This is a genomic window from Caballeronia sp. SL1002, assembly GCF_057814995.1.
Genome location: NZ_JBYMUW010000001.1, coordinates 389,378 through 407,915 on the forward strand (window position 1 = coordinate 389,378; position 18,538 = coordinate 407,915).

Here is an 18,538-nt window from a genome sequence, read left to right on the forward strand (position 1 = left end):
CGACAGCCAGTCCTACCTTAGCGACCTATTTTTGTATCCGCGAGACTTTACCTGGTCCTAGCTGGTCAGCTGCGTCTACCCAGGTGCTGACTAGCCTATTGTTTCGGTGACTCGAGTTCGCCCAAAAAAATCGCAACTTCAGAACAGCGAAATATCCGCCGTAAACAAGTCATCTGTCGCGGAGCCATTCGGAGAATCTATGAGTAACGATCACCATGACATCGAGCAGCGGGTGCGGCTCGCGGGTAGCAACATGTTCGAACTGTTGCTATTTCGCGTGGGAGCTACGCCGAAATCTGGAGCCCGCGAACTTTATGGCATCAACGTTTTTAAAGTTCGCGAGATCATTGCCATGCCAGTCTTGACGGAGGTCGCAGGGTCGTCCGACATGATTCTCGGCGTGGCTGACGTTCGGGGCGAGATCATTCCGGTCATCGACCTAGCCAAAGTCGCAGGCTGTGTCGCGCGCGAAGGCAATCGGATCTTACTTGTGACCGAATTTGCACGCACGACGCAAGGCTTTGCAGTTGAAGAAGTAGATGACATCGTGCGCCTTGAATGGAATCGTGTACTTTCAGCCGAGGGGCATTCAAGCGGCAAGACCGTCACTAGCATTGCGCGGCTGGACGCTGAGCCAGGTGGACGCCTCGCGCAAGTTCTCGATGTCGAGCAGATACTGCGCGACGTGCTCCCATCAAGCGAGCCGGAAATTAAGGAAGAAAACACAGGACGCCTTGTGCTACCACCGGGCGCAAAGGTGCTCGCAGCCGACGATTCAGGCGTTGCGCGAGCGCTGATAGAAGAGGGTTTGAATGCCATGGGTGTGCCCTACATCATGACGAAGACCGGACAAGAGGCATGGGAAGTCCTGACTCGCACCAGTGAGAAAGCCATAAAGGAAGGACGCAAGGTCACCGACGATATTGCGCTGGTGTTGACAGACCTTGAGATGCCGGTAATGGACGGTTTTACCCTCACGCGCAAGATCAAGTCGGCGGCAGAGCTGCAAGCTATTCCTGTGGTCATCCATTCTTCTTTGTCGGGTGCGGCGAACGAGCACCACGTGCGTAAGGTCGGGGCAGACGCATATGTTGCAAAGTTCGTAGCAGCGGAACTCGCAGCAGTGATGCGTCAAGTGATCTCTGCGGTGGCGGCATGAATTCCTTTGCATCAATCTCAAAGCTCGACGACTCCCTCACGGACTAGGTCTAGGGTTGAATGAACTCGTCTGCCAAAGCCGAGTTTACGGCTCCCGTACGGCATTGCGCCGCAGGAATACGGGCAGCTTCTCGCGTTACATTACTGAGAGTCGTCTTGTGCACCACGTTCGGCCGTGCAGCGTTAAACGCTGATCATCGAGGAGTCAACATGGCCAGCATACGTGCGCGCGAGACGTCTTGCGCAAAGGAAGTTTCAATAGCGATCGTGGTCAGTCTCACCGCCGCGATATCGTTAGCCTCGGCGAACGCCTCCGCCCACGTGAGTCTCAATATCGGCATGGGATATGCGGCGCCCGACTAAGCCGCACCGCCTGTCTACTACGCCCCGCGTCCACCGCCGCCCGTCTATTACGCCCCTTCCTTTCCCCGGGCTGTAGAGTATCGAACCGCGCCCGCACCGGTCGTTTTGTGGGCAAGCCTTTCGGCAACGCGAGTGGCGTGAACGTGAGTGGCGCGAGCGACGTGGCGGGAACGCCAAGAGTACGAACGCCATCGCGCCTACTACGACTACTGAGCAGTTCGAACTGCTTTTGACACAAACGCGACCCTGCAACATCCGGAATCGGCGGCCATTCAGTCTGTCATCCCCAGTCGCGCCAATCTTCTTGCGCGACGTCCTTTGGATGAAGATCTGTACGCCTATCGAAATCTGGTCAAACGGTTCTTCTGTCGCGTCAAAAAAATCCGTCGCGTGGCTACCCGTTACCAGAAGCTCTCCAAACGATTCTCATCATCCGTTGCGCTCTGCGCTGCTTTCGTCTCCTGCTAATGTCAACAGGCCGATCATCAGCCGCCGGCAGCACAGGCGTTCGCCGTAACCGGCCGTCCGGAGGCGTCGATCGTGAAAATGACGGTGTTGCCGTCCTCCGCAACCACCGGTTCCATGAAAGTCGCCGTTACCATCTGATTCAAAAGAAAAATCGCGGTTTTACGGGCGTACGGAGTCAAAGATAATCACATGCGCCGAGAGCTAGACCAGGCGTGCATGCGCCCGCCCGAGCAAACGACGGCTATCGCGGCCTGAGCGGTCAATACCATTGGACATGAACAACGCATGCGTCAACAATCACGCCACCGTGCGCCTTGGTGGCACGTCGCTGGAAATCAGGTGGCAGAAGGTGTTTTGCGTTTTCGGGTACTACGCGCGCTGGCGGGCCACGTCGAGAGCGCCTGCTCGGCAACGGCCTCCAGCATGTCACGCCTGTAGCCGGCTTTCGCCTGAACAGCTATGCCATGGGCCACCGCGCACACGTACGAGGCCAGCGCGGCACAGTTGGCTGTCTCTGGCAAATCCCCTTCCTGCTGCGCCCGTTCAAGCCGCTCGCGCAGCGACGCTTCTCCGTCCGCGCGCGCCTTGATGACCGCGCGGCGGACGGGCTCTGCATCGTCGGAGACCGCGAGAGCACCATGAACGCCAAGACACCCTCTGCGATCCGGATAACGGGTGTTGAGTTCGGCCGTGCCCCGGAGAATGTCTGTGACCACCTCGCGCGAGGTTGGCCGTTCGAGCGCCGCCGCAAAAAAACCTAGATAGCGGTCGTAATACCGCTCAAGCGCCCGACGGAACAAATCTTCCTTGTTGCCAAACGCTGAGTAAAGCGATGGGCGCTCAACACCAGCGGCCTGCGTCAGGTCGGCGTACGACGCACCCTCGTAGCCTTTGCGCCAGAACACACAAAGTGCCGCCTCCAACGCCTGATCCACATCGAACTCGCGGTGACGTCCCATAGCCAGTCTGCCTCGCTCTTCTCATAACGGTCGCGACTAGACGACCCTTCACAAACGATACCAATGATTATCGTAACACGCGTTACGATTCACCAGCGTCCGCGGAGGGCCCCGCTGCCGACAGACGGTCTTCGCGTGGCAAGCAACAGACCGCTTGACAGTCTCACGTCTAATACCGTAACGTTCGTTATCGAAACCGTCAGTAGCAAATTATCACAACACGTGATGGCGTGGCATCGAGTGGTATCTCGACGGGTTCTGCCCAGCTCGCGCAAGCCTTCTAACCCGCCCTTCCCGGCTTTTCAGTCGCTGGCCAGGGCACCAATGTCATCTTGGACGTGCTGCTCCTTCATAGCGGAATGGGCTCGTCGACGCTCAGGATTAGGCAGAAGAAGACCAAAGCCCTTACTAAACATGAAACCCAAGGAAAGGAAATGACCGAGAATGTTGGTGAAAAGTTGACCGCCGATGAAGTGCTCTCCGGAGTCGATCTCAAAGGCAAGCGATTCCTCGTCACAGGCGCATCATCGGGCATTGGGCGCGAAACATGCCGCGCACTGATGGCTCATGGTGCCAGCGTCGTCGGTGCCGTCAGGGACCTCGCCAAAGCTGAACGGGCTATGGCTTCTTTCACTGACGCCGCAATGCGATCCGGCGGCAGTCTGGAACTGATCGAACTTGATCTTGCATCCTTGCTGAGCGTGCGCGCCTGTGCCGACACGCTGCTGGCTGACGGCCGGCCGTTCGATGCCATCATCGCCAACGCGGGCATCATGGCAACTCCGTTTGGTCGGACGGCCGATGGCTTCGAGCTTCAATTCGGGACCAACCATCTTGGCCACTTTGCTTTGGTTACCTGGATCGAGCCGCTGCTCCTAGATAACGGGCGCCTGGTCGTGCTTTCGTCGCAAGCGCATCGCGTTGCCGACGTCGACCTGAACGATCCCAATTTTGAGCATCAGGAATATGACCCGTTTGTGGCCTATGGCCGGTCAAAGACAGCCAACGCTCTGTTCGCCGTCGAATTCGACCGGCGACACCGCGATCGCGGAGTCCGTGCAGCCTCGGTAATGCCAGGAAACAGTCTGACTGACCTCCCGCGTCATTTTTCGCAGAAAGATTTGCAGGGTCTTCTCGAGACCTTTGGAGCCGCGCGCGCCGAAGCGGGTCTGCCCCCTCCAGTGCTGAAAGAAATCCCGCAGGCAGCCGCAACGTCGGTCTGGGCCGCAGTCGTAGCTAATGCGGCTGAGATTGGCGGACGCTATCTCGAAGATTGTGCGATCGCGCCGATCAACGATACGGCCAACCCGTTTGCCGACGGTGCCCGGGCGTATCTGCTCGACGCCGAAAAAGCCAGCCAGCTTTGGCTGAAAAGCGAGCATCTGGTGAACGCCGCGGCGCACGCTTCGACGACTGAACGACTGAATGACTGAACGACTGATTGCTAAGTAGAAGGTGCGATCTGGGTGTCCAAAAGACTGCCCCGGTGGCCGTCCTTCCTCGGGCCAGATGCCGAATTTCGCAGTGCAAGCGCCGATCGAACGGATGTCGTTTGTTGGCCGGCCGCCAAAGTACACAGTTCAGACGCCCACCAAGCGCTGAGACCGCGCGACGACCTTGTGGCTATCCCTAAGAAGAGCCCGAGGGACGCGTCCGTCGGACGGCGCCTTAGAAGCCCATTCCTACAGGGTTGGGGACGGGTTGCGCGACCAGGCGCGCACACTTCCACTATAGGATCCGGTCGGAGCCCTGGAAAGTGCTTAAGCGATGGAAAAACCACTAGGGAAAAAGTGACGGAACGGTCTTCCGTCTTCAATTTCAATGTCGTGATCGACTAGCTCCGTAAGCGACAAGACCCGCCGACAGGCGAAAAAAAAACCGGCTCGAGGAGCCGGTTGAGCAAGTTTGCGCGCCGGGATGACCACGCAAACCGAGAGACAGCCACCATTGTAGGGAGCGTCGCGCGCATGCAAATCTCCGGAAAGACGAACAATTATCGGCTTGATCGGGCATTTGCTTCCCGGCCAGCTCCGCCACACTGGTTCCCATGGTGCAACGCATCGCACCGGATGGAAGGAGCAAAACGCAACACTCTGAGCAGACCGGCTTAACGTCAAATCTCTACCGATTGCAGTGTGTTTCCAAGTAGCCTCGCAGTACCGGAGAAGTCCGGGGTTTTCATGCAAGACCGCTGTGCCAATGTTTTGTCTCGACGTAACACAGTATCGAAGTCCGCAGTACCAGAGTCCGCAATACCGATGTCGCTGTACGGAGGCCGCTGTACCGAAGTCCGTTGTATTTGAAGCGTTGTGCGCATCACGCAGTACTCACTCGAAGCCCCGGCCTGTTTCCATCAGTCGGGGCTTTCGTCTTTTTCTATCGGCGAGTCACATTGGAGCGACATGAGCAACAGCCGCTTGATACCGTTCTGGAATGGCGGCAGACGTGGAGCTTCTGAACATGATTCGCATTTTGTGGAAGGAAAAGGAACGCTTAATGCTTTCTCAACTGAAAACGCACAAAGCAGGGACACTCAATGATCGTTCGAATCAACCAGTTGCCGCGGATGAAGCGGCTGCTGTACGGGATCGCGGCTACGGCGGCCGTGCTTCTAGCGCAGCAGGCACTGACAATGCTTGCTCACGGTCGCCTGACGTTTCTCCTTATCAGTGCGTCCCTGCCGTTTGTTACCGTGCTCTTTGGCGCACCGTCGGGCTTCCTGCTTTTAGTGAGCGGTCTTTGCTTCGGCGCGCTTTGGATGCCGCCTTCAGGCTTGGCGGTCGACCAGCCGGAGGACCGCGCTGTCCTGCTAGCGTACGCGGTCGTCGGCAGTATACTAGTGGTGGCCGGACGGCAACTGGCGGAGGTGGCAAGAAGGGCAGGGAAAGCGGAAGCGGCTACGCAAGATGCTGCCGATCGACTTCTGCGCCTCGAGCGCGACGCGCGGCAGCGTTTTGATGTGGCGTTGAACAGTGCCGGTGTGCCGTTTTTCATCGTAACTCCGGTGGTTCATGATGGCCGAGTCGCAGAGCTTCGGTGGGACTACTTGAACGAGGCGGCGTCTCAGCTATTTAGCCAGGCCGCGGGTGTCGTCGTCGGCAGTTCGAGTTCTTATGTCCGTCCGGCCGGGTGGGATGCGGACATTTTGCTCGAGCGACTTGCACCGCTTGCCGAACGGCAGGGGCACGAAGCCTTTGACGTGCGCATTCAAGGAGGTAACGGCGAGCAATGGTTTCACGTCGTCGCCGCGTCGCTCGATGGTTCGGTCGTCGCTTGGTTTGGCGACGTCACCGCCCGAGTGCGAGCCGAACAGGCGCTCGCAGAAGCGGACCGCCGCAAGGACGAGTTTCTCGCGACGCTCGCTCATGAATTGCGCAATCCGCTTGCCCCCATCAGGCAAGTGGCAGAGATCTTGGAGCAGCCCGGGCTTACCGATGAGCGCAGGAAGTGGTGCACCGCGTTGCTGCGCCGGCAGTCCGCGGCGATGGCGCTTCTCTTGGATGACCTATTGGACGTTTCGCGCATCACGCGCGGGTCGCTGACACTGCGCAAGGAAGCGGTAGCGCTTAAGGAAGTGGTTGACGATGCAGTCGAGACCGCGAGACCGATGCTCGACGGCAAGGGGCACGAGCTTGACGTCAAACTCCCCGCCCGGCCTCTTTACGTTGAGGTGGACCGCCTGCGGCTGGCGCAGGTGCTAGCCAACCTGCTGACGAACGCCGCCAAGTACACGCCACCGGGCGGACGAATTGAATTGACCGTGGTAGCCGATGACGCCGAGATCGTCATTTCGGTCGCGGACAACGGCATCGGCGTCGAACCGGAAAAGCTGTCGGCTATCTTCTCGATGTTCTCTCAGGTGAACCCGGACCATCATCGACAGGGTGGCCTGGGCATCGGACTCGCGCTTTCAAAGTCGCTGATCGAGCTTCACGGCGGCCGGGTAACGGCGTCGAGCGCTGGAAAGGACAGAGGAAGCTGCTTCGCCATCCACCTTCCAGCAAGCTCGAGGGTGATCCCGCCATTGGTCCCGACGCCGACGATGCTCGATGTCGCGGCGGTGGAAAAGCATCGCATCCTCGTCGTAGATGACAACGTCGATGCGGCTGACGCGATGACCGCGCTCCTGGAACTGGAGGGGCATGCAGTACGGACTGTGTACTCGGGTGAGGAAGCCGTCGACATCCTTATGCACTACAGCCCAGACGTGATTTTGCTTGACCTTGGGCTGCCCGGCATGAGCGGACTTGAGGTCGCTCGCCGGTTAAGAGCGATGCCGGACATGAAAGATGTGACGCTCATTGCCATCACTGGATGGGGGCAGCCCCAGGACCGAGCGCGAACGGCAGACGCCGGATTCGACTTCCATTTCACCAAACCGGTTGATGTAGGCAGTCTTAATCTAGCGATTGAGCGTGCGGCGACGGCGATGTAGACAAGTCCGATGCAGCACAGCGTCATGTAGGCTCGCGCCAAGGCTTCACCCGAACGCGCCTCCGCCATGGGCAGGCGTTGATTTTTCGGCGCGCCGTCGCGTTCGGGCCCCGCGCTTCCGCGCGGGTCGCGTGCTTTCTCAGAATGTCCTCCAATCTCCGGCTGACTCGCGGGCAGCGGCCGTGGTCGTCGCCGGGGTATGTGCTATCGCAGTGCGAGCCGCCATGGCGGTGCGGATCAGTGCAGCTCCGGCTTCGAACGCTTGCTCTGAGCCGCGCCGCTTGACGTCACGCGGCTCTGCATTGTCCGGTCGTAGGCGGAGTTCCTGAGGTTCAGTGAAGCGAAGAAGCCACCGATTCGGTCAGCTCGTCACACCGATCTTCGAGCAACTTTCAAGCAGCAGCGGCCTCTTCGACGATGGCCGCGTTCTGCTGGGTCGCCTCGTCCATCCGAATAGATGCCTCGCTAACCTGTTGGATTTTTCGGCTTTGGTTGGACAAGGCCGCAGCGATTTCGCCATGATCTCCATCACGCGCAATGCCTTCGTAGCTTCCTCAATTAGGCTGCTAGGGTGTCCCTTAGGCGCCAGCCCACCTTGATCTCCTGCACTGAAGCAGCAATCAAGCCCTTGATCTCTTTTGCCGCGCTAGACGACCGTTGGGCTAGGTTGCTCGCTCCGTCGCTACCACCGCAATGCCGCGGCCCTGTTTACCCGCACGCGCCGCTTCCACCGCTGCGTTAAGCGCAAGAATGTTCGTCCGGAAGGCATTCCCTCAATGATCTCGGTAATCTCAGCGATTGGACAGCGACAATTATCTGAGTCGAACACTGCCCTCCAGGGCATTCGCCGCGAACGCCGTTCACGTCGCTGGCTGCGACGTGGCGCGCAACCTTGCTCAGAAAACTAGGATCTGTGCCGGGTCCGAGGGCGTCCCAGCCGCCCTGCTCCAAAAACGCGCAGACCTTCGTTGCCATCGGCGCTGTGTACGACTTCATAGCGCTCGACCTGCTTTAATCCGTCTGACCAAGTGCTCGTTGGCGGTGCGGCCAGGCATTCCGCGCAGTTTGACGACGAAGTCGGCAAGTTTTCAGCAACAAGTGGGACGCGTGTGGTACCCAGTCACTTCGGTGTCGCGATGGAACGTAAAGCGGAGACGGGCCCGTCGCGTCGGCACCATCGTGTAGAACCTCGTTCGCCGGATCACGTGTACTGCGTCGCGAGCAATTGCGCAAGGCCCTCCTTCCAGTCCTAAGCCCAGCGCACCTGAAAGCGATAGACGGCGCTGCGCTACGACTCAGCGTTAGCCTGTGATGCATCGCTCATCGTGTCGCTGGCGCCAACATGGTTCGCCGACAATTAAGCGAGCTGCAGCGACATCGGTAAAGCTTTTTCAGTGCCGGGGTCCGACGCCCCTCGACGAAAAGCCGATAGTCAATAAACAGCTCCTCGTCTACCTCGATATTGCGCAACGCGCGAAAGAACACTCGGCTGCCCTGCTGCTCGGCTTCGCAGTTTGGCTCGCAACTGTGGTTCAACCAGCGGGCCGAATTGCCTCCTTGCGCGCCGTCGATCACCCGGCCGTCACCGAGATCAAAGAGAAACGTGTGCCCGTCCTCCGCAGTTGACCGTTCGTAGCGACGTTGCGCCGCTTTCCAAGTAAGGAGTTGGCCTTTGTATTCGAGGATGGTTTCGCCGGCGGTCATTCGAGCAACCGCGAAAACCCCGCGTCCATGAACGGGCGAGGTGCGAACAGTGATGCGACGCATTGACATAGATTCAAGGTTGAATTGAGGGGCGCATAGACGGCGGTAACTGGCGCTTGGCATAACGACCCAACGCAGCCCACTTCCAAGCCATGCCGTCATCGACCGCCCTCGTACGAAGCGAAAACCGCCTCGCGGGACGCTCGCTATCGAGATCCATCGTCGAGATCTTGGGCAAAGCCTGTGGACAGCGGGTCATGATCCGATCGTGCACCCGGTTGGCCGCGAGCACTTGGCGCATGTTAAACCAGCCAATCTGCTCCCGTTGGAGAACCAGTTGTTCTGAGCCGGCCATCGCACCTTCACTTCAAGAGGCGTTGACCGCATCGTTGAAATTCTTTGCTGGCCTCGCGCATTTGCGACCTTACGGCACCGATTTCGACTACTTCACCGGTCGCCGGTTGCGACCGGTGCGCGCCTCACGCTCGCAGCGCCCGGTTACTCTTTTCAAGCCGACGGTCATCTTACTGGACGAGGCGCCTGTCGAACCATCAAATATTCATCGCACGATACAGCCGAGCGAACGGGCAGCGATCATTGACCGTTGGGATGTGTGGCCTCGACGAAGGCTTAAATAACCGTAGAACCTGAAACCCGTCGCCGTTAGCGTTCTAGGCCTTCGACCAATCTCGCCGGCTTCAACGGAAGACCCCGGATAGACGATGACGCGGGGCCAACAAAGTGCTCCACGATGCCCTACATTCCGGGCATCATGCGCTCGACGTCGCGCGGCTACCCGTCAATCCGCGGCCGGCTGGTAAAAAGCGATGCAAAAGCGCCGTTGCGTATGCGACGCTCGTTGGCCGAACGCAACTCCGCCTACAGCAGGACCACTTGCTGCAGAAGAACTAGTGCTTGCGGCTCGTTCAGCCGCCCCGTCCGTGCTTTTCCAGCGAGGGTCTTGAGCAACGCCTCGGCTATCGGGGAAATTCCACCCAGACCGGTCAGATCGGTCACCGTGGTCGACGGAACCGCGTCTGGCGCAGACGACTTGTTGTCGCCCGGCGCGACCTTCGTCTGCTCGATCGCCAAGCCCTGAAGAGGCGGCGACGCTGCAGGCAACCGAACCGGCATCGAAGCCGGCGCCTCCGGCGCGGCAGAAGAGATGCCGTTCACAGCGCCCGACGTCTCTGCCCGGTCGTCAGCGTCAAATACAATCGACCGACCTAGTTGCTCGAGTTCCGCCACACTGTTCTTCGCCATTGCTACAGCTCGTGCGCGCGACGCGGGCGTAAGCATCTTCGTGGCAGTCTCGGGCACGTCGCTCGGCTGCCGTGGCACATCCAGCCAGCCGTCGGGTAATCCCAGCACTTCGGTAAAGCGTGTGATCTCCGCGTCATCCAAGCGTTTCTTACCGTGCAGACGGTGGGCCATGTTCGACTGACTGATATCCAACATTCGGCCGAGCAGCGCCTTCGAACCGTTTCGCGCTGTCAAAACCTGCAGGTTGGTGCGGCGGACCTCTAGGATTGAGGGCACCTGACTCTGCGGGGGAGACGGTTCGACTCCTATTTTGCGTCCTCGCGACGCGCCTTTAGCCTCTGACGTTTTCGCCGTAACGCTCGCCGCGGACGATGCCGTTGGTTGCGTTGTGTCGACCGCGTCGGTCGCCGCCCTGCTGATTCGTCTAGGCATGTCAGCGTCCTTGGCCTGAGCTTTGATGATCGTATGTTGTGCTGCCTGGTCGGACGCAAAATCGCCTCGACCCGTGTCATCCAAATGCGGAGGCTCGTCTTCCGGCGCCCGGTGACTCAATGGCGCACGCAAGCGTGCGATCGTCTCCGATGTGAGGACGGCATTAGGCTGATAAAAATAGCCGTCCGGCAGTTCAAGCGCGGATTCCATATGGAAAGCAGTTTCCGCCGTGAAGCGCTCCCCGTCACTCAGCTCCGCAATTCGACCCAGATTCAAATCGAGACCGAGTGCAAGGTTTTCTGCGCCGACCGCCTCCATCAGCTGCTTAAACGCCCGTGTCATCACAACTGACGCTGTCTGCGCAGAATCTTTAGATGATGCAGGCTTCGAATAGTGCTTCTTTGGCGCAGCGGTGCTGCCCGATTTCGGGGGCGTGCGTGGCGGACGCGAGCCTTTGCCGCGCGAATCCGCGCGTCCATACGCTTGACCCATAGTTAGCCCCTAGTCACGTTTTTCAGATGCCGTCGATTGATCAAAGATTCCGATCGGCCTTTTTATAGCTTCTGTTGTGCGCCACTCAAATCGACGAGAGTCGTACTCGAGCTCGCAGGCGGCCAAGTATACGCCGCCAGATCGCATTGCATTTGGGCCGTCAGCGGGTAGGACAGCAACGTCGCAGTTTCACCAAGAAAACGCTACCGCCTGAAATCAGCTGAGTCGAGCTTCAACTCTGCCGCCCCACTCCGCAACGCAAGGCGCTCGGCCACGGCGACGATGCGATGGCGTCCGTCGGCGAACGTTCGCAACATGTGGTTCGCGTCCGCATCAGATCGCAGCCAGAAGTGCTGTTCGAGCGCGGCTCTCGAGATCATTGCCGTAACCGGCCGTCCGGATGCCTCGATCGTGAAAATGACGGTGTTGCCATCCTCCGCAACCACCGGTTCCATGAAAGTCGCTGTTGTCATCTGATTCAAAAGAAAAATCGCGGTTTTCCTACCGCGTGGCGTTGAAGACAATTCAACTCATACGGTCATCGATAAAGCGCATCGTCGTTCTGCGGCAGTCGCTTGTCGAGCGCGAGGCGCTGAGAAGGGACGAGCGGCAAGAAACCGCCGTTTTCAGGCAAGCAACGGCATCGCCCATCCCGACCCTCAGCATAGCGCAAGGCGGTTGCCGAAGCATGCGAGCCTACATTTACGAACCTCACTTCATCGTCCGTGGGTGCAGCGATCTCGGCGATCCTCTCGCGCACTCGCGTTCGTACGGTCGCGCGCGGTCATGCATGAGCGCAGGGAGGACGGCGTCACAAGCGGCACACCCTATGAGCGGGCCCCGTGTGGTTTGTTCGCGGCGTCGGTCGACGGGCCCATTGTGCGAATTAATCAGACGCTTTGCGGTTGTAGGTTTTGTGCCCACCGACCTTATCGGCAACCGCAGCTTCTTAGATTTGCTAACGGTCAGCGGCCGAATGATTGCTCAGACTTATGTCGGATCGCGAAAGGAAAAATCGAACTGCAGAAGAAGCATATTGATGTCTGCGCTGTCGTAAGCGACGTTATTGAGAGCACGCGCGCGCGCCATTTTCCGCAGGGACAATCGCATGATCTGACTTCGGACATTTCAACGGAGCCGATTGTTGTGTACGGCGACGCAGTGAGACTTGCGCAGATCGTACAGCACGGACTCACGAGTGAGGCGGTGGCAATGGATTTGAGGCACGGCAGCGCGACATCATCGACACGCTTTGTGTCGCGGCGGAGTTCAATGCACCTGACGAACGCGTTCAGCACGTTAATTTCTTGGCGGATTACCTTGCTAGAGCGGGTCTCCAGACCTACGTACTTGGAATCAGTGGAGGTGTCGACTCCACCACGGCGGGACGCCTCGCGCAATTGGCGGTCGAGAAGCTACGTGCGGGCGGGGCAGACGCAAGGTTTGTAGCGGTCCGATTGCCCTACGGAAACCAGCGCGACGAGGACGATGCGCAGCATGCAATTGAGTTCATCCGCCCAGACGAGGTCGTGGTCGCGAATGTCGCACCGGCAGCCGATGGCGCACTCGCATCGCTTCACGCCGGGGGGCGTACGTTCGTCGACACAACAGCAGGACTTCATCCTCGGCAACATTAAGGCGAGACAGCGCATGGTTCTGCAATACGCTTTGGCCAGTGCGAGGCGCGCGCTTATCATTGGCACCGATCACGCTGCGGAATCATTAATGGGGTTTTTTACTAAGTACGGAGACGGGGGAGCAGACATCCTGCCGCTGTACGGGCTCACAAAGCGACGCGTGCGAGTTGTGGCTGCAGAGATGGGCGCGGGTGAGCGCTTGTTCGGAGAAGTTCCTACCGCTGACCTTGAGACGCTGACGCCTCAGCGACCAGACGAAGACAGCACGGAATCTCTTACAACGACATCGACGACTTTCTTGAAGGGAAGACTGTCTCGGAGAACGTCTATCGAACGATCTTCCGGTTTTGTCCACCGTCGTTGGCCGACAATTCTTTGGCAAGCGCGATTGAGCGCGCCCTCATCGAGCGCAGTTAGCATGATCTGCGCGCCACTCTTCGCGACGCGGCGTGAAGTACACGACCGATCCCGCTAATTGCGCCGGTGATCACTTCGGTCTGTTCGCTGAGAGGTTGCAGTTTGGGTCGCAATGCAAACCTCCACATTCCTTTGAATCTGACGATCCTGGAGGTGGCTTCGATAAATACATTGCGCATTCATCGCATGACGATTGTCTGGTCGGAAGACCCGCCCGCGAGATGCAACACCTGGTCCGCGGGGACGCCGGCCGAACGTCCCGCGAGGCGCTCGAACTCAATCGGATCGTGGCTACAAAAAACGGTAACGCCGGCCGGCGACCCAGGGCTGCACAACGCTCTAAGACGCGCTTGATTATGCCGGCGCGCCACGGCGTCCTTGTCCATCATCCACTGATAAAAAGCGAGTCCAGGCGTGCAGCGCGGATGCAGGTGATCCATCTCTGTGTGATAGAAGTATGCGTCTGCCGCTAGCAGCAGCCAACCGGTACCGGCGCGCACGGCGATTCCCGTATGCCCGAATGTGTGTCCAGGCAGGGGCACAAGTGCGATTTCGTCGGCAAAGTTCGACAGGGGCCGAACGCTGTCGAATCCATACCACGGTTCGCCGCCGCTTTCGTGTATGAGCCAGTTAGGCTGGGTCGACCATTGGGCCGGACGGAAACGCTGACGGTCCAGCCAGGTCTTTTGCTGGACGGCATAATCACGCTCGACCCGCAGCATGTGAACCGTGGCGTTCGGAAAATCGTCGAGTCCGCCCGCGTGATCGAAGTCAAGATGACTGAGGAGAATATGGCGCACGTCGCCCGCGGAGAAACCGAGGCGTTCGATCTGCCTGAGCGCTGACATTTCAACTCGAAAATCGGGCTTGATCAGCAGAAGGAAAAATGTGCTCAGGCGGCTTTGCGGATCTTCGACATCTCGCAGCCCGAAGCCCGTGTCCACAAGTACAAGGCCGGCGCTTGTTTCAACGAGCAGGCAGTGGCAGGTAAGTTCGCCCCGTTGCAAAATCCCAGCCGTGCGGCCGTCGAAGAGCCTGCCCGCGAGGGGGCAACTAGATATACAGTTAAGATGATGCACACGCACAGTTGCCTCCACGGAACCGGAGTCTGACGCTCAGGAAGCGGTTCGGCTTTCAGCGGCCTCCGCCTCAGTGCTCGTCGGTTCCCAAGCCGTCCTCTCCGTTGCAAACCCGTCGCGATTCGCCCCACTCGATGGGCCCCGCCTTGTTGGAACAGTGCTCGCGGGACACCCGCGCGACGATCCGTTCGAGCAATGTGCATGCCGAACCGACGCGTAAATACCAGGCACAATACTTGCCGCACAAGCACGACGACCGAGCCGTTTGTCAAAATCCCAAAGAGTCGGCCGCCGCGTCCCGACGGGGCTAATTTTGATCCTCGCATCGCGCCAAACGATCACGGGAAGGCCTATGAAGAACAAGAGATCATGCAAAGCGCATTGAATCCAGGCGGCATCCAAGCGAGCCTCATTCTCGAGCTGTGGCATTTAACGCTCGGAGTGTGCTGTGCGGTCTTTGCGGCGATTTTGTTGGCCTGCCTATTCGCGGTCATTCGGGCGCCGCGCGCGAACCGGGCGGCCCGGGTGGACGTCGCCGCCGCTAACGCCTTGCGTCGCCCGTTGCACTTTTGGGTGGTTGCTGCTACAGCCGTTTCCGCGCTCCTGCTGTTTGGACTTGTCATTGCGGACGTGCTGACAGATCGTGCGCTTTCGCGCCTGCCAGTCGATAACGCGCTTCGGATCGAAATGACGGGATACCAATGGTGGTGGCAAGCTCGCTACTTGCCCGATCACGGCGCACCGGGCTTCACGCTGGCAAACGAACTTCACATACCGGTAGGCCGCCCGGTTGTCGTGTCGCTGAAGGCGGCCGATGTCATTCATACATTCTGGGTGCCAAATTTACACGGGAAAAAGGACATGATCCCGGGCCAGGACGCGACCATTGAATTCCGCGCTGACAAAGTAGGCGTCTATCGCGGGCAATGCGCCGAGTTCTGCGGGTACGAGCACGCTTTGATGGCATTCTCGGTTATCGCTGAGCCCGCTGCGCGCTATGAAGCGTGGGCGGCACAGCAGCGTCGGGCCGCCATGCCGCCGGCGACCGAAACGGCCGCGCGCGGCCGGGAAGTATTCATGGGTCAGGACTGTGCGCGGTGCCATACCGTGCGCGGCACTGACGCGCAAGGACTGATCGGTCCCGACCTCACGCACATCGGGAGCCGACAAGCGCTTGCCGCAGGAACGCTCGCCAACAATCGCGGCAATCTCGCTGGATGGATCGTCGATCCGCGTACGCTGAAGCCCGGCACGGTCATGCCGCCCACGCGCCTGCCGTCGGCCGACTTGCAGGCGCTTCTTGTCTGGTTGGAGACACTGCAATGAGCGACGACGAAAAGGCGTCCTATCCGGTAGATGGCCCGTTCGCGCGCGCGGATGTACGCGCGACGCTCGCGGCGACCTGGAGCGACCCGCCGGGTTTTATCGGCGCATTGAGCGCGATCAACCACAAGACCATCGCGCGCCGCTTCATTGCAACGACCTTCGTGTTCTTCCTCCTCGCGGGGCTGCTTGCGCTAGTGATGCGCACCCAACTCGCGTTGCCAGACCAAAGGCTTGTCGGCCCTAACCTTTACAACGAGCTTTTCACGATGCACGGCACAACGATGATGTTTCTGTTCGCTGTGCCCGTGATGCAGGCGGTTGCCACATTCCTCGTCCCGTTGATGATCGGAGCGCGCAGTGTCGCTTTTCCGCGCATGAACGCTTTCGCGTATTGGGTTTTTCTGTTCGGCGGCCTCCTGCTGTTCGGCTCGCTTGCCGTGAACGCCGCACCGTCGACCGGCTGGTTCAGCTACGTGCCGCTCGCCGGACCGGATTACTCGCCCGGCAAGGGCGCCGACATCTGGGCGCAAATGATCACTTTCACCGAACTGTCGGGTTTGCTTGAGGCGATTGTCCTCATCACGACAATCTTTAAGTTGCGAGCGCCCGGGATGTCGCTCAACCGCATGCCGCTGTTTGTCTGGGCGACGCTCGTTACGCAGTTCATGGTGCTCTTCGCGATGCCCTCCGTGATGCTGTGCAGCACGGCGCTCATCCTCGACCGCCTCGTGGGCACACACTTTTATAACCCCGCGAAAGGTGGTGACGTGCTGTTGTGGCAACACCTGTTCTGGTTTTTTGGCCATCCCGAGGTGTATCTGATCTTCATTCCGCCACTGGGCTTTATATCATCAATCATTCCGACCTTCGCACGACGCCCGATATTCGGCTATTCGGCGATGGTGCTGTCCCTCATCGGGACCGCATTTCTCGCCTTCGGGTTGTGGGTCCATCACATGTTCGCCACCAACATTCCCGAACTCGGCAAGAGTTTCTTCACAGCCGCCAGCCTGATGATCGCGATTCCGTCGGCCATCCAGATATTTTGCTGGATCGGCACGCTGTGGACTGGGCGCATAAATCTTCGGACGCCGTTGCTCTTCGTTCTCGCGTTTTTCTTCATTCTCGTGTTGGGCGGGATGACCGGCCTAATGGTCGCTTCTGTGCCGCTCGATTTGCAGGTGCACGATACGTACTTCGTGGTCGCGCACCTGCACTACGTCTTGCTGGGAGGCGCAGTGTTTCCGCTTTTTGGCGCGTTCTATTACTGGTGGCCGAAGTTCGCCGGCCGCATGCTGGGCGAACGGCTCGGCAAGTGGCACTTCTGGCTTTTCTTCGTCGGTTTCAATGTCACATTCTTCCCCATGCATCTGCTCGGTCTTCACGGCATGCCCCGGCGTGTATGGACCTATCCGCATGGGCTCGGCTGGGACGGGATGAATTTCACGGCGACGATCGGTGCGTACATGATTGCGGTGAGCGTTCTGCTCTTTATCGTCAACGTGGTCAAGAGTCTGCGGGGCGACGAGCGGGCGAGCAGCGACCCTTGGGGCGCGGGCACGCTCGAATGGAGCATTCCGTCGCCACCACCGCCGCATAACTTCGACGCCATGCCGGTTGTGCACGGCCGCGATCCGCTCTGGGAGCCGAGCGCACAGCCAGCGTTCGTCGCGGGCCTCGCCGCCGACGCGCGCGAGGTGCTGGTAACGAGCGTACTTGACGCAAAGCCTGATCATCGTCCGTTGTTTCCCGCACCCTCTGTCTGGCCGTTCATCAGCGCGGTGGCGACGTCTATTCTTTTCATCGGCTCCATCTATACGCCGTGGGCGGTCGTGTGGGCATCACTGCCAGTGGCGGTGGCGACAATCGGCTGGTTCTGGCCGAATCGCAATGAGAACCGGCTGGCGGTATCGCGGGAGCGCCGGCCATGAACTCAGATTCACGCACCGCGCGCTCCGTTCCGGCTCACGCCGATGATGATCGCCTCGTTCTCGACGTCGGCGCGCTGCCGACGTTTTGCTTCAGCCATCGCAGCCTGATGTGGTGGAGTACGATGGGGCTAATGCTTATCGAAGGCACGGTCTTCGCTATCGCGGTGATGATGTACTTCTACCTGCGGCTGCGCGCCCCGAGTTGGCCGATGGCCGCCGATGCGCCCGGCCTGCTTTGGGGTACGCTCAACACCGGCGTGCTGCTCCTGAGCATCTGGCCGAACCAGCTTGCGAAGAATGCGGCGGAACGCGGCGATCGCGCGAACGCGCGGTTGTGGCTGAGCGTATGTGTGGCGACGTCCGTGGTTTTTCTGGTGCTGCGCGGATTCGAATTCGCTTCTTTAAACGTCAGTTGGTACACCAACGCATATGGCTCAGTGGTCTGGCTGCTGCTTGGCCTGCACACGACTCACCTGATCACCGACACGGTCGATACAGCGGTGCTCGCGGTCTTGCTCTTCACTGGACCGTTCGAAGGTAGGCGTTTTGTCGATGTCAGTGAGAACGCGTTGTACTGGTACTTCGTCGTGGCAAGCTGGGTTCCGATCTATGCTGTCATCTATTGGGCGTCGCGCTTTTAAGTCCGAATATGAAATCCTGGCTTGCGCTTCTAGGCGCACCGTCAATGGTGCTTGCATGCCTCAGTCTCAACTACGCACTGGTCGAGCCCGCTTGCCAGCTTGGCAGCCGTGTGCTGCTTCACGGCGTGAGCGGCGCGAGCTTCGTTGTCTGCTCGCTCGCGACCTTGCTGGCCTTGCAGCGCTGGCGGGCACTGAGGTTAGCCACAGCAGACGACGACGCCCTCCCTGCGCGCG

The 18,538-nt window shown here is 59.4% G+C and carries 12 protein-coding genes and 2 pseudogenes; 8 read left to right on the top strand and 6 right to left on the bottom strand.

Annotated elements, in window-relative coordinates; all coding sequences use genetic code 11:
• Positions 1 to 199: 199 nt before the first annotated feature.
• Positions 200 to 1,159, top strand: a complete 960-nt coding sequence (locus AC3D25_RS01875; RefSeq protein ID WP_488886803.1) for a chemotaxis protein — start codon at positions 200 to 202, stop codon at positions 1,157 to 1,159.
• 1,165 nt (positions 1,160 to 2,324) lie between these two features.
• Here the strand turns inward: AC3D25_RS01875 and AC3D25_RS01880 are convergent.
• A complete protein-coding gene (locus AC3D25_RS01880) occupies positions 2,325 to 2,948 on the bottom strand; it encodes a TetR/AcrR family transcriptional regulator (RefSeq protein ID WP_488886804.1) in 624 nt (207 codons plus the stop codon).
• A gap of 434 nt (positions 2,949 to 3,382) precedes the next feature.
• Here AC3D25_RS01880 and AC3D25_RS01885 point away from each other — a divergent pair, with 434 nt between their 5' ends.
• Both AC3D25_RS01885 and AC3D25_RS01890 read left to right on the top strand, forming a co-directional pair.
• Entirely contained in the window at positions 3,383 to 4,381 is a 999-nt protein-coding gene (locus AC3D25_RS01885; RefSeq protein ID WP_488886805.1) for an SDR family NAD(P)-dependent oxidoreductase, read from the top strand.
• Between the two features lie 1,103 nt (positions 4,382 to 5,484).
• Positions 5,485 to 7,383 (top strand): hybrid sensor histidine kinase/response regulator, encoded by a 1,899-nt coding sequence (locus tag AC3D25_RS01890; RefSeq protein ID WP_488886806.1) that lies wholly within the window; start codon positions 5,485 to 5,487, stop codon positions 7,381 to 7,383.
• Between the two features lie 394 nt (positions 7,384 to 7,777).
• Here AC3D25_RS01890 and AC3D25_RS01895 read toward each other — a convergent pair.
• Positions 7,778 to 8,155, bottom strand: a pseudogene (locus tag AC3D25_RS01895) (methyl-accepting chemotaxis protein); the annotation flags it as partial.
• Positions 8,156 to 8,702: 547 nt separating this feature from the next.
• Positions 8,703 to 9,149 (bottom strand): SET domain-containing protein, encoded by a 447-nt coding sequence (locus AC3D25_RS01900; RefSeq protein ID WP_488886807.1) that lies wholly within the window; start codon positions 9,147 to 9,149, stop codon positions 8,703 to 8,705.
• Between the two features lie 314 nt (positions 9,150 to 9,463).
• Between AC3D25_RS01900 and AC3D25_RS01905 the strand changes: the two genes are divergently transcribed.
• On the top strand, positions 9,464 to 9,724 hold the full coding sequence (locus tag AC3D25_RS01905) for a hypothetical protein (protein WP_488886808.1): 261 nt from the start codon (positions 9,464 to 9,466) through the stop codon (positions 9,722 to 9,724).
• Between the two features lie 241 nt (positions 9,725 to 9,965).
• Here AC3D25_RS01905 and AC3D25_RS01910 read toward each other — a convergent pair whose 3' ends face one another.
• Positions 9,966 to 11,123 carry a hypothetical protein gene (locus tag AC3D25_RS01910; RefSeq protein WP_488886809.1) on the bottom strand — a complete coding sequence of 386 codons (1,158 nt, stop codon included), beginning with the start codon at positions 11,121 to 11,123 and terminating at the stop codon, positions 9,966 to 9,968.
• A 353-nt stretch (positions 11,124 to 11,476) separates the two neighbouring features.
• The gene (locus AC3D25_RS01915) at positions 11,477 to 11,746 is read right to left on the bottom strand and encodes a DUF1488 family protein (protein WP_488886986.1); all 270 of its coding nucleotides are present in this window, start codon (positions 11,744 to 11,746) and stop codon (positions 11,477 to 11,479) included.
• Between the two features lie 765 nt (positions 11,747 to 12,511).
• Between AC3D25_RS01915 and nadE the strand changes: the two are divergent.
• A pseudogene (gene nadE / locus AC3D25_RS01920) lies at positions 12,512 to 13,327 on the top strand (NAD(+) synthase).
• A 179-nt stretch (positions 13,328 to 13,506) separates the two neighbouring features.
• Here the strand turns inward: nadE and AC3D25_RS01925 are convergent.
• Positions 13,507 to 14,412, bottom strand: a complete 906-nt coding sequence (locus tag AC3D25_RS01925) for an MBL fold metallo-hydrolase (RefSeq protein ID WP_488886810.1) — start codon at positions 14,410 to 14,412, stop codon at positions 13,507 to 13,509.
• Between the two features lie 363 nt (positions 14,413 to 14,775).
• Here AC3D25_RS01925 and AC3D25_RS01930 point away from each other — a divergent pair, with 363 nt between their 5' ends.
• From AC3D25_RS01930 to AC3D25_RS01940, 3 genes are read left to right on the top strand one after another with little or no spacing between them, the layout of a single operon-like run.
• Positions 14,776 to 15,732 (top strand): cytochrome c oxidase subunit II, encoded by a 957-nt coding sequence (locus AC3D25_RS01930; RefSeq protein WP_488886811.1) that lies wholly within the window; start codon positions 14,776 to 14,778, stop codon positions 15,730 to 15,732.
• A complete protein-coding gene (ctaD, locus tag AC3D25_RS01935) occupies positions 15,729 to 17,663 on the top strand; it encodes a cytochrome c oxidase subunit I (RefSeq protein ID WP_488886812.1) in 1,935 nt (644 codons plus the stop codon). Before AC3D25_RS01930 ends, ctaD begins: the two co-directional genes overlap by 4 nt.
• Positions 17,660 to 18,304, top strand: a complete 645-nt coding sequence (locus AC3D25_RS01940) for a cytochrome c oxidase subunit 3 (RefSeq protein ID WP_488886813.1) — start codon at positions 17,660 to 17,662, stop codon at positions 18,302 to 18,304. The genes ctaD and AC3D25_RS01940 overlap by 4 nt, the downstream gene beginning before the upstream one ends.
• Positions 18,305 to 18,538 lie beyond the last annotated feature (234 nt).

Coding starts and splice junctions, on each gene's coding strand:
- AC3D25_RS01875 (WP_488886803.1), top strand. CDS start 200: ATGAGTAACGATCACCATGACATCGAGCAGCGGGTGCGGCTCGCGGGT.
- AC3D25_RS01880 (WP_488886804.1), bottom strand. CDS start 2,948: ATGGGACGTCACCGCGAGTTCGATGTGGATCAGGCGTTGGAGGCGGCA.
- AC3D25_RS01885 (WP_488886805.1), top strand. CDS start 3,383: ATGACCGAGAATGTTGGTGAAAAGTTGACCGCCGATGAAGTGCTCTCC.
- AC3D25_RS01890 (WP_488886806.1), top strand. CDS start 5,485: ATGATCGTTCGAATCAACCAGTTGCCGCGGATGAAGCGGCTGCTGTAC.
- AC3D25_RS01900 (WP_488886807.1), bottom strand. CDS start 9,149: ATGCGTCGCATCACTGTTCGCACCTCGCCCGTTCATGGACGCGGGGTT.
- AC3D25_RS01910 (WP_488886809.1), bottom strand. CDS start 11,123: ATGACACGGGCGTTTAAGCAGCTGATGGAGGCGGTCGGCGCAGAAAAC.
- AC3D25_RS01915 (WP_488886986.1), bottom strand. CDS start 11,746: ATGACAACAGCGACTTTCATGGAACCGGTGGTTGCGGAGGATGGCAAC.
- AC3D25_RS01930 (WP_488886811.1), top strand. CDS start 14,776: ATGCAAAGCGCATTGAATCCAGGCGGCATCCAAGCGAGCCTCATTCTC.
- ctaD (WP_488886812.1), top strand. CDS start 15,729: ATGAGCGACGACGAAAAGGCGTCCTATCCGGTAGATGGCCCGTTCGCG.
- AC3D25_RS01940 (WP_488886813.1), top strand. CDS start 17,660: ATGAACTCAGATTCACGCACCGCGCGCTCCGTTCCGGCTCACGCCGAT.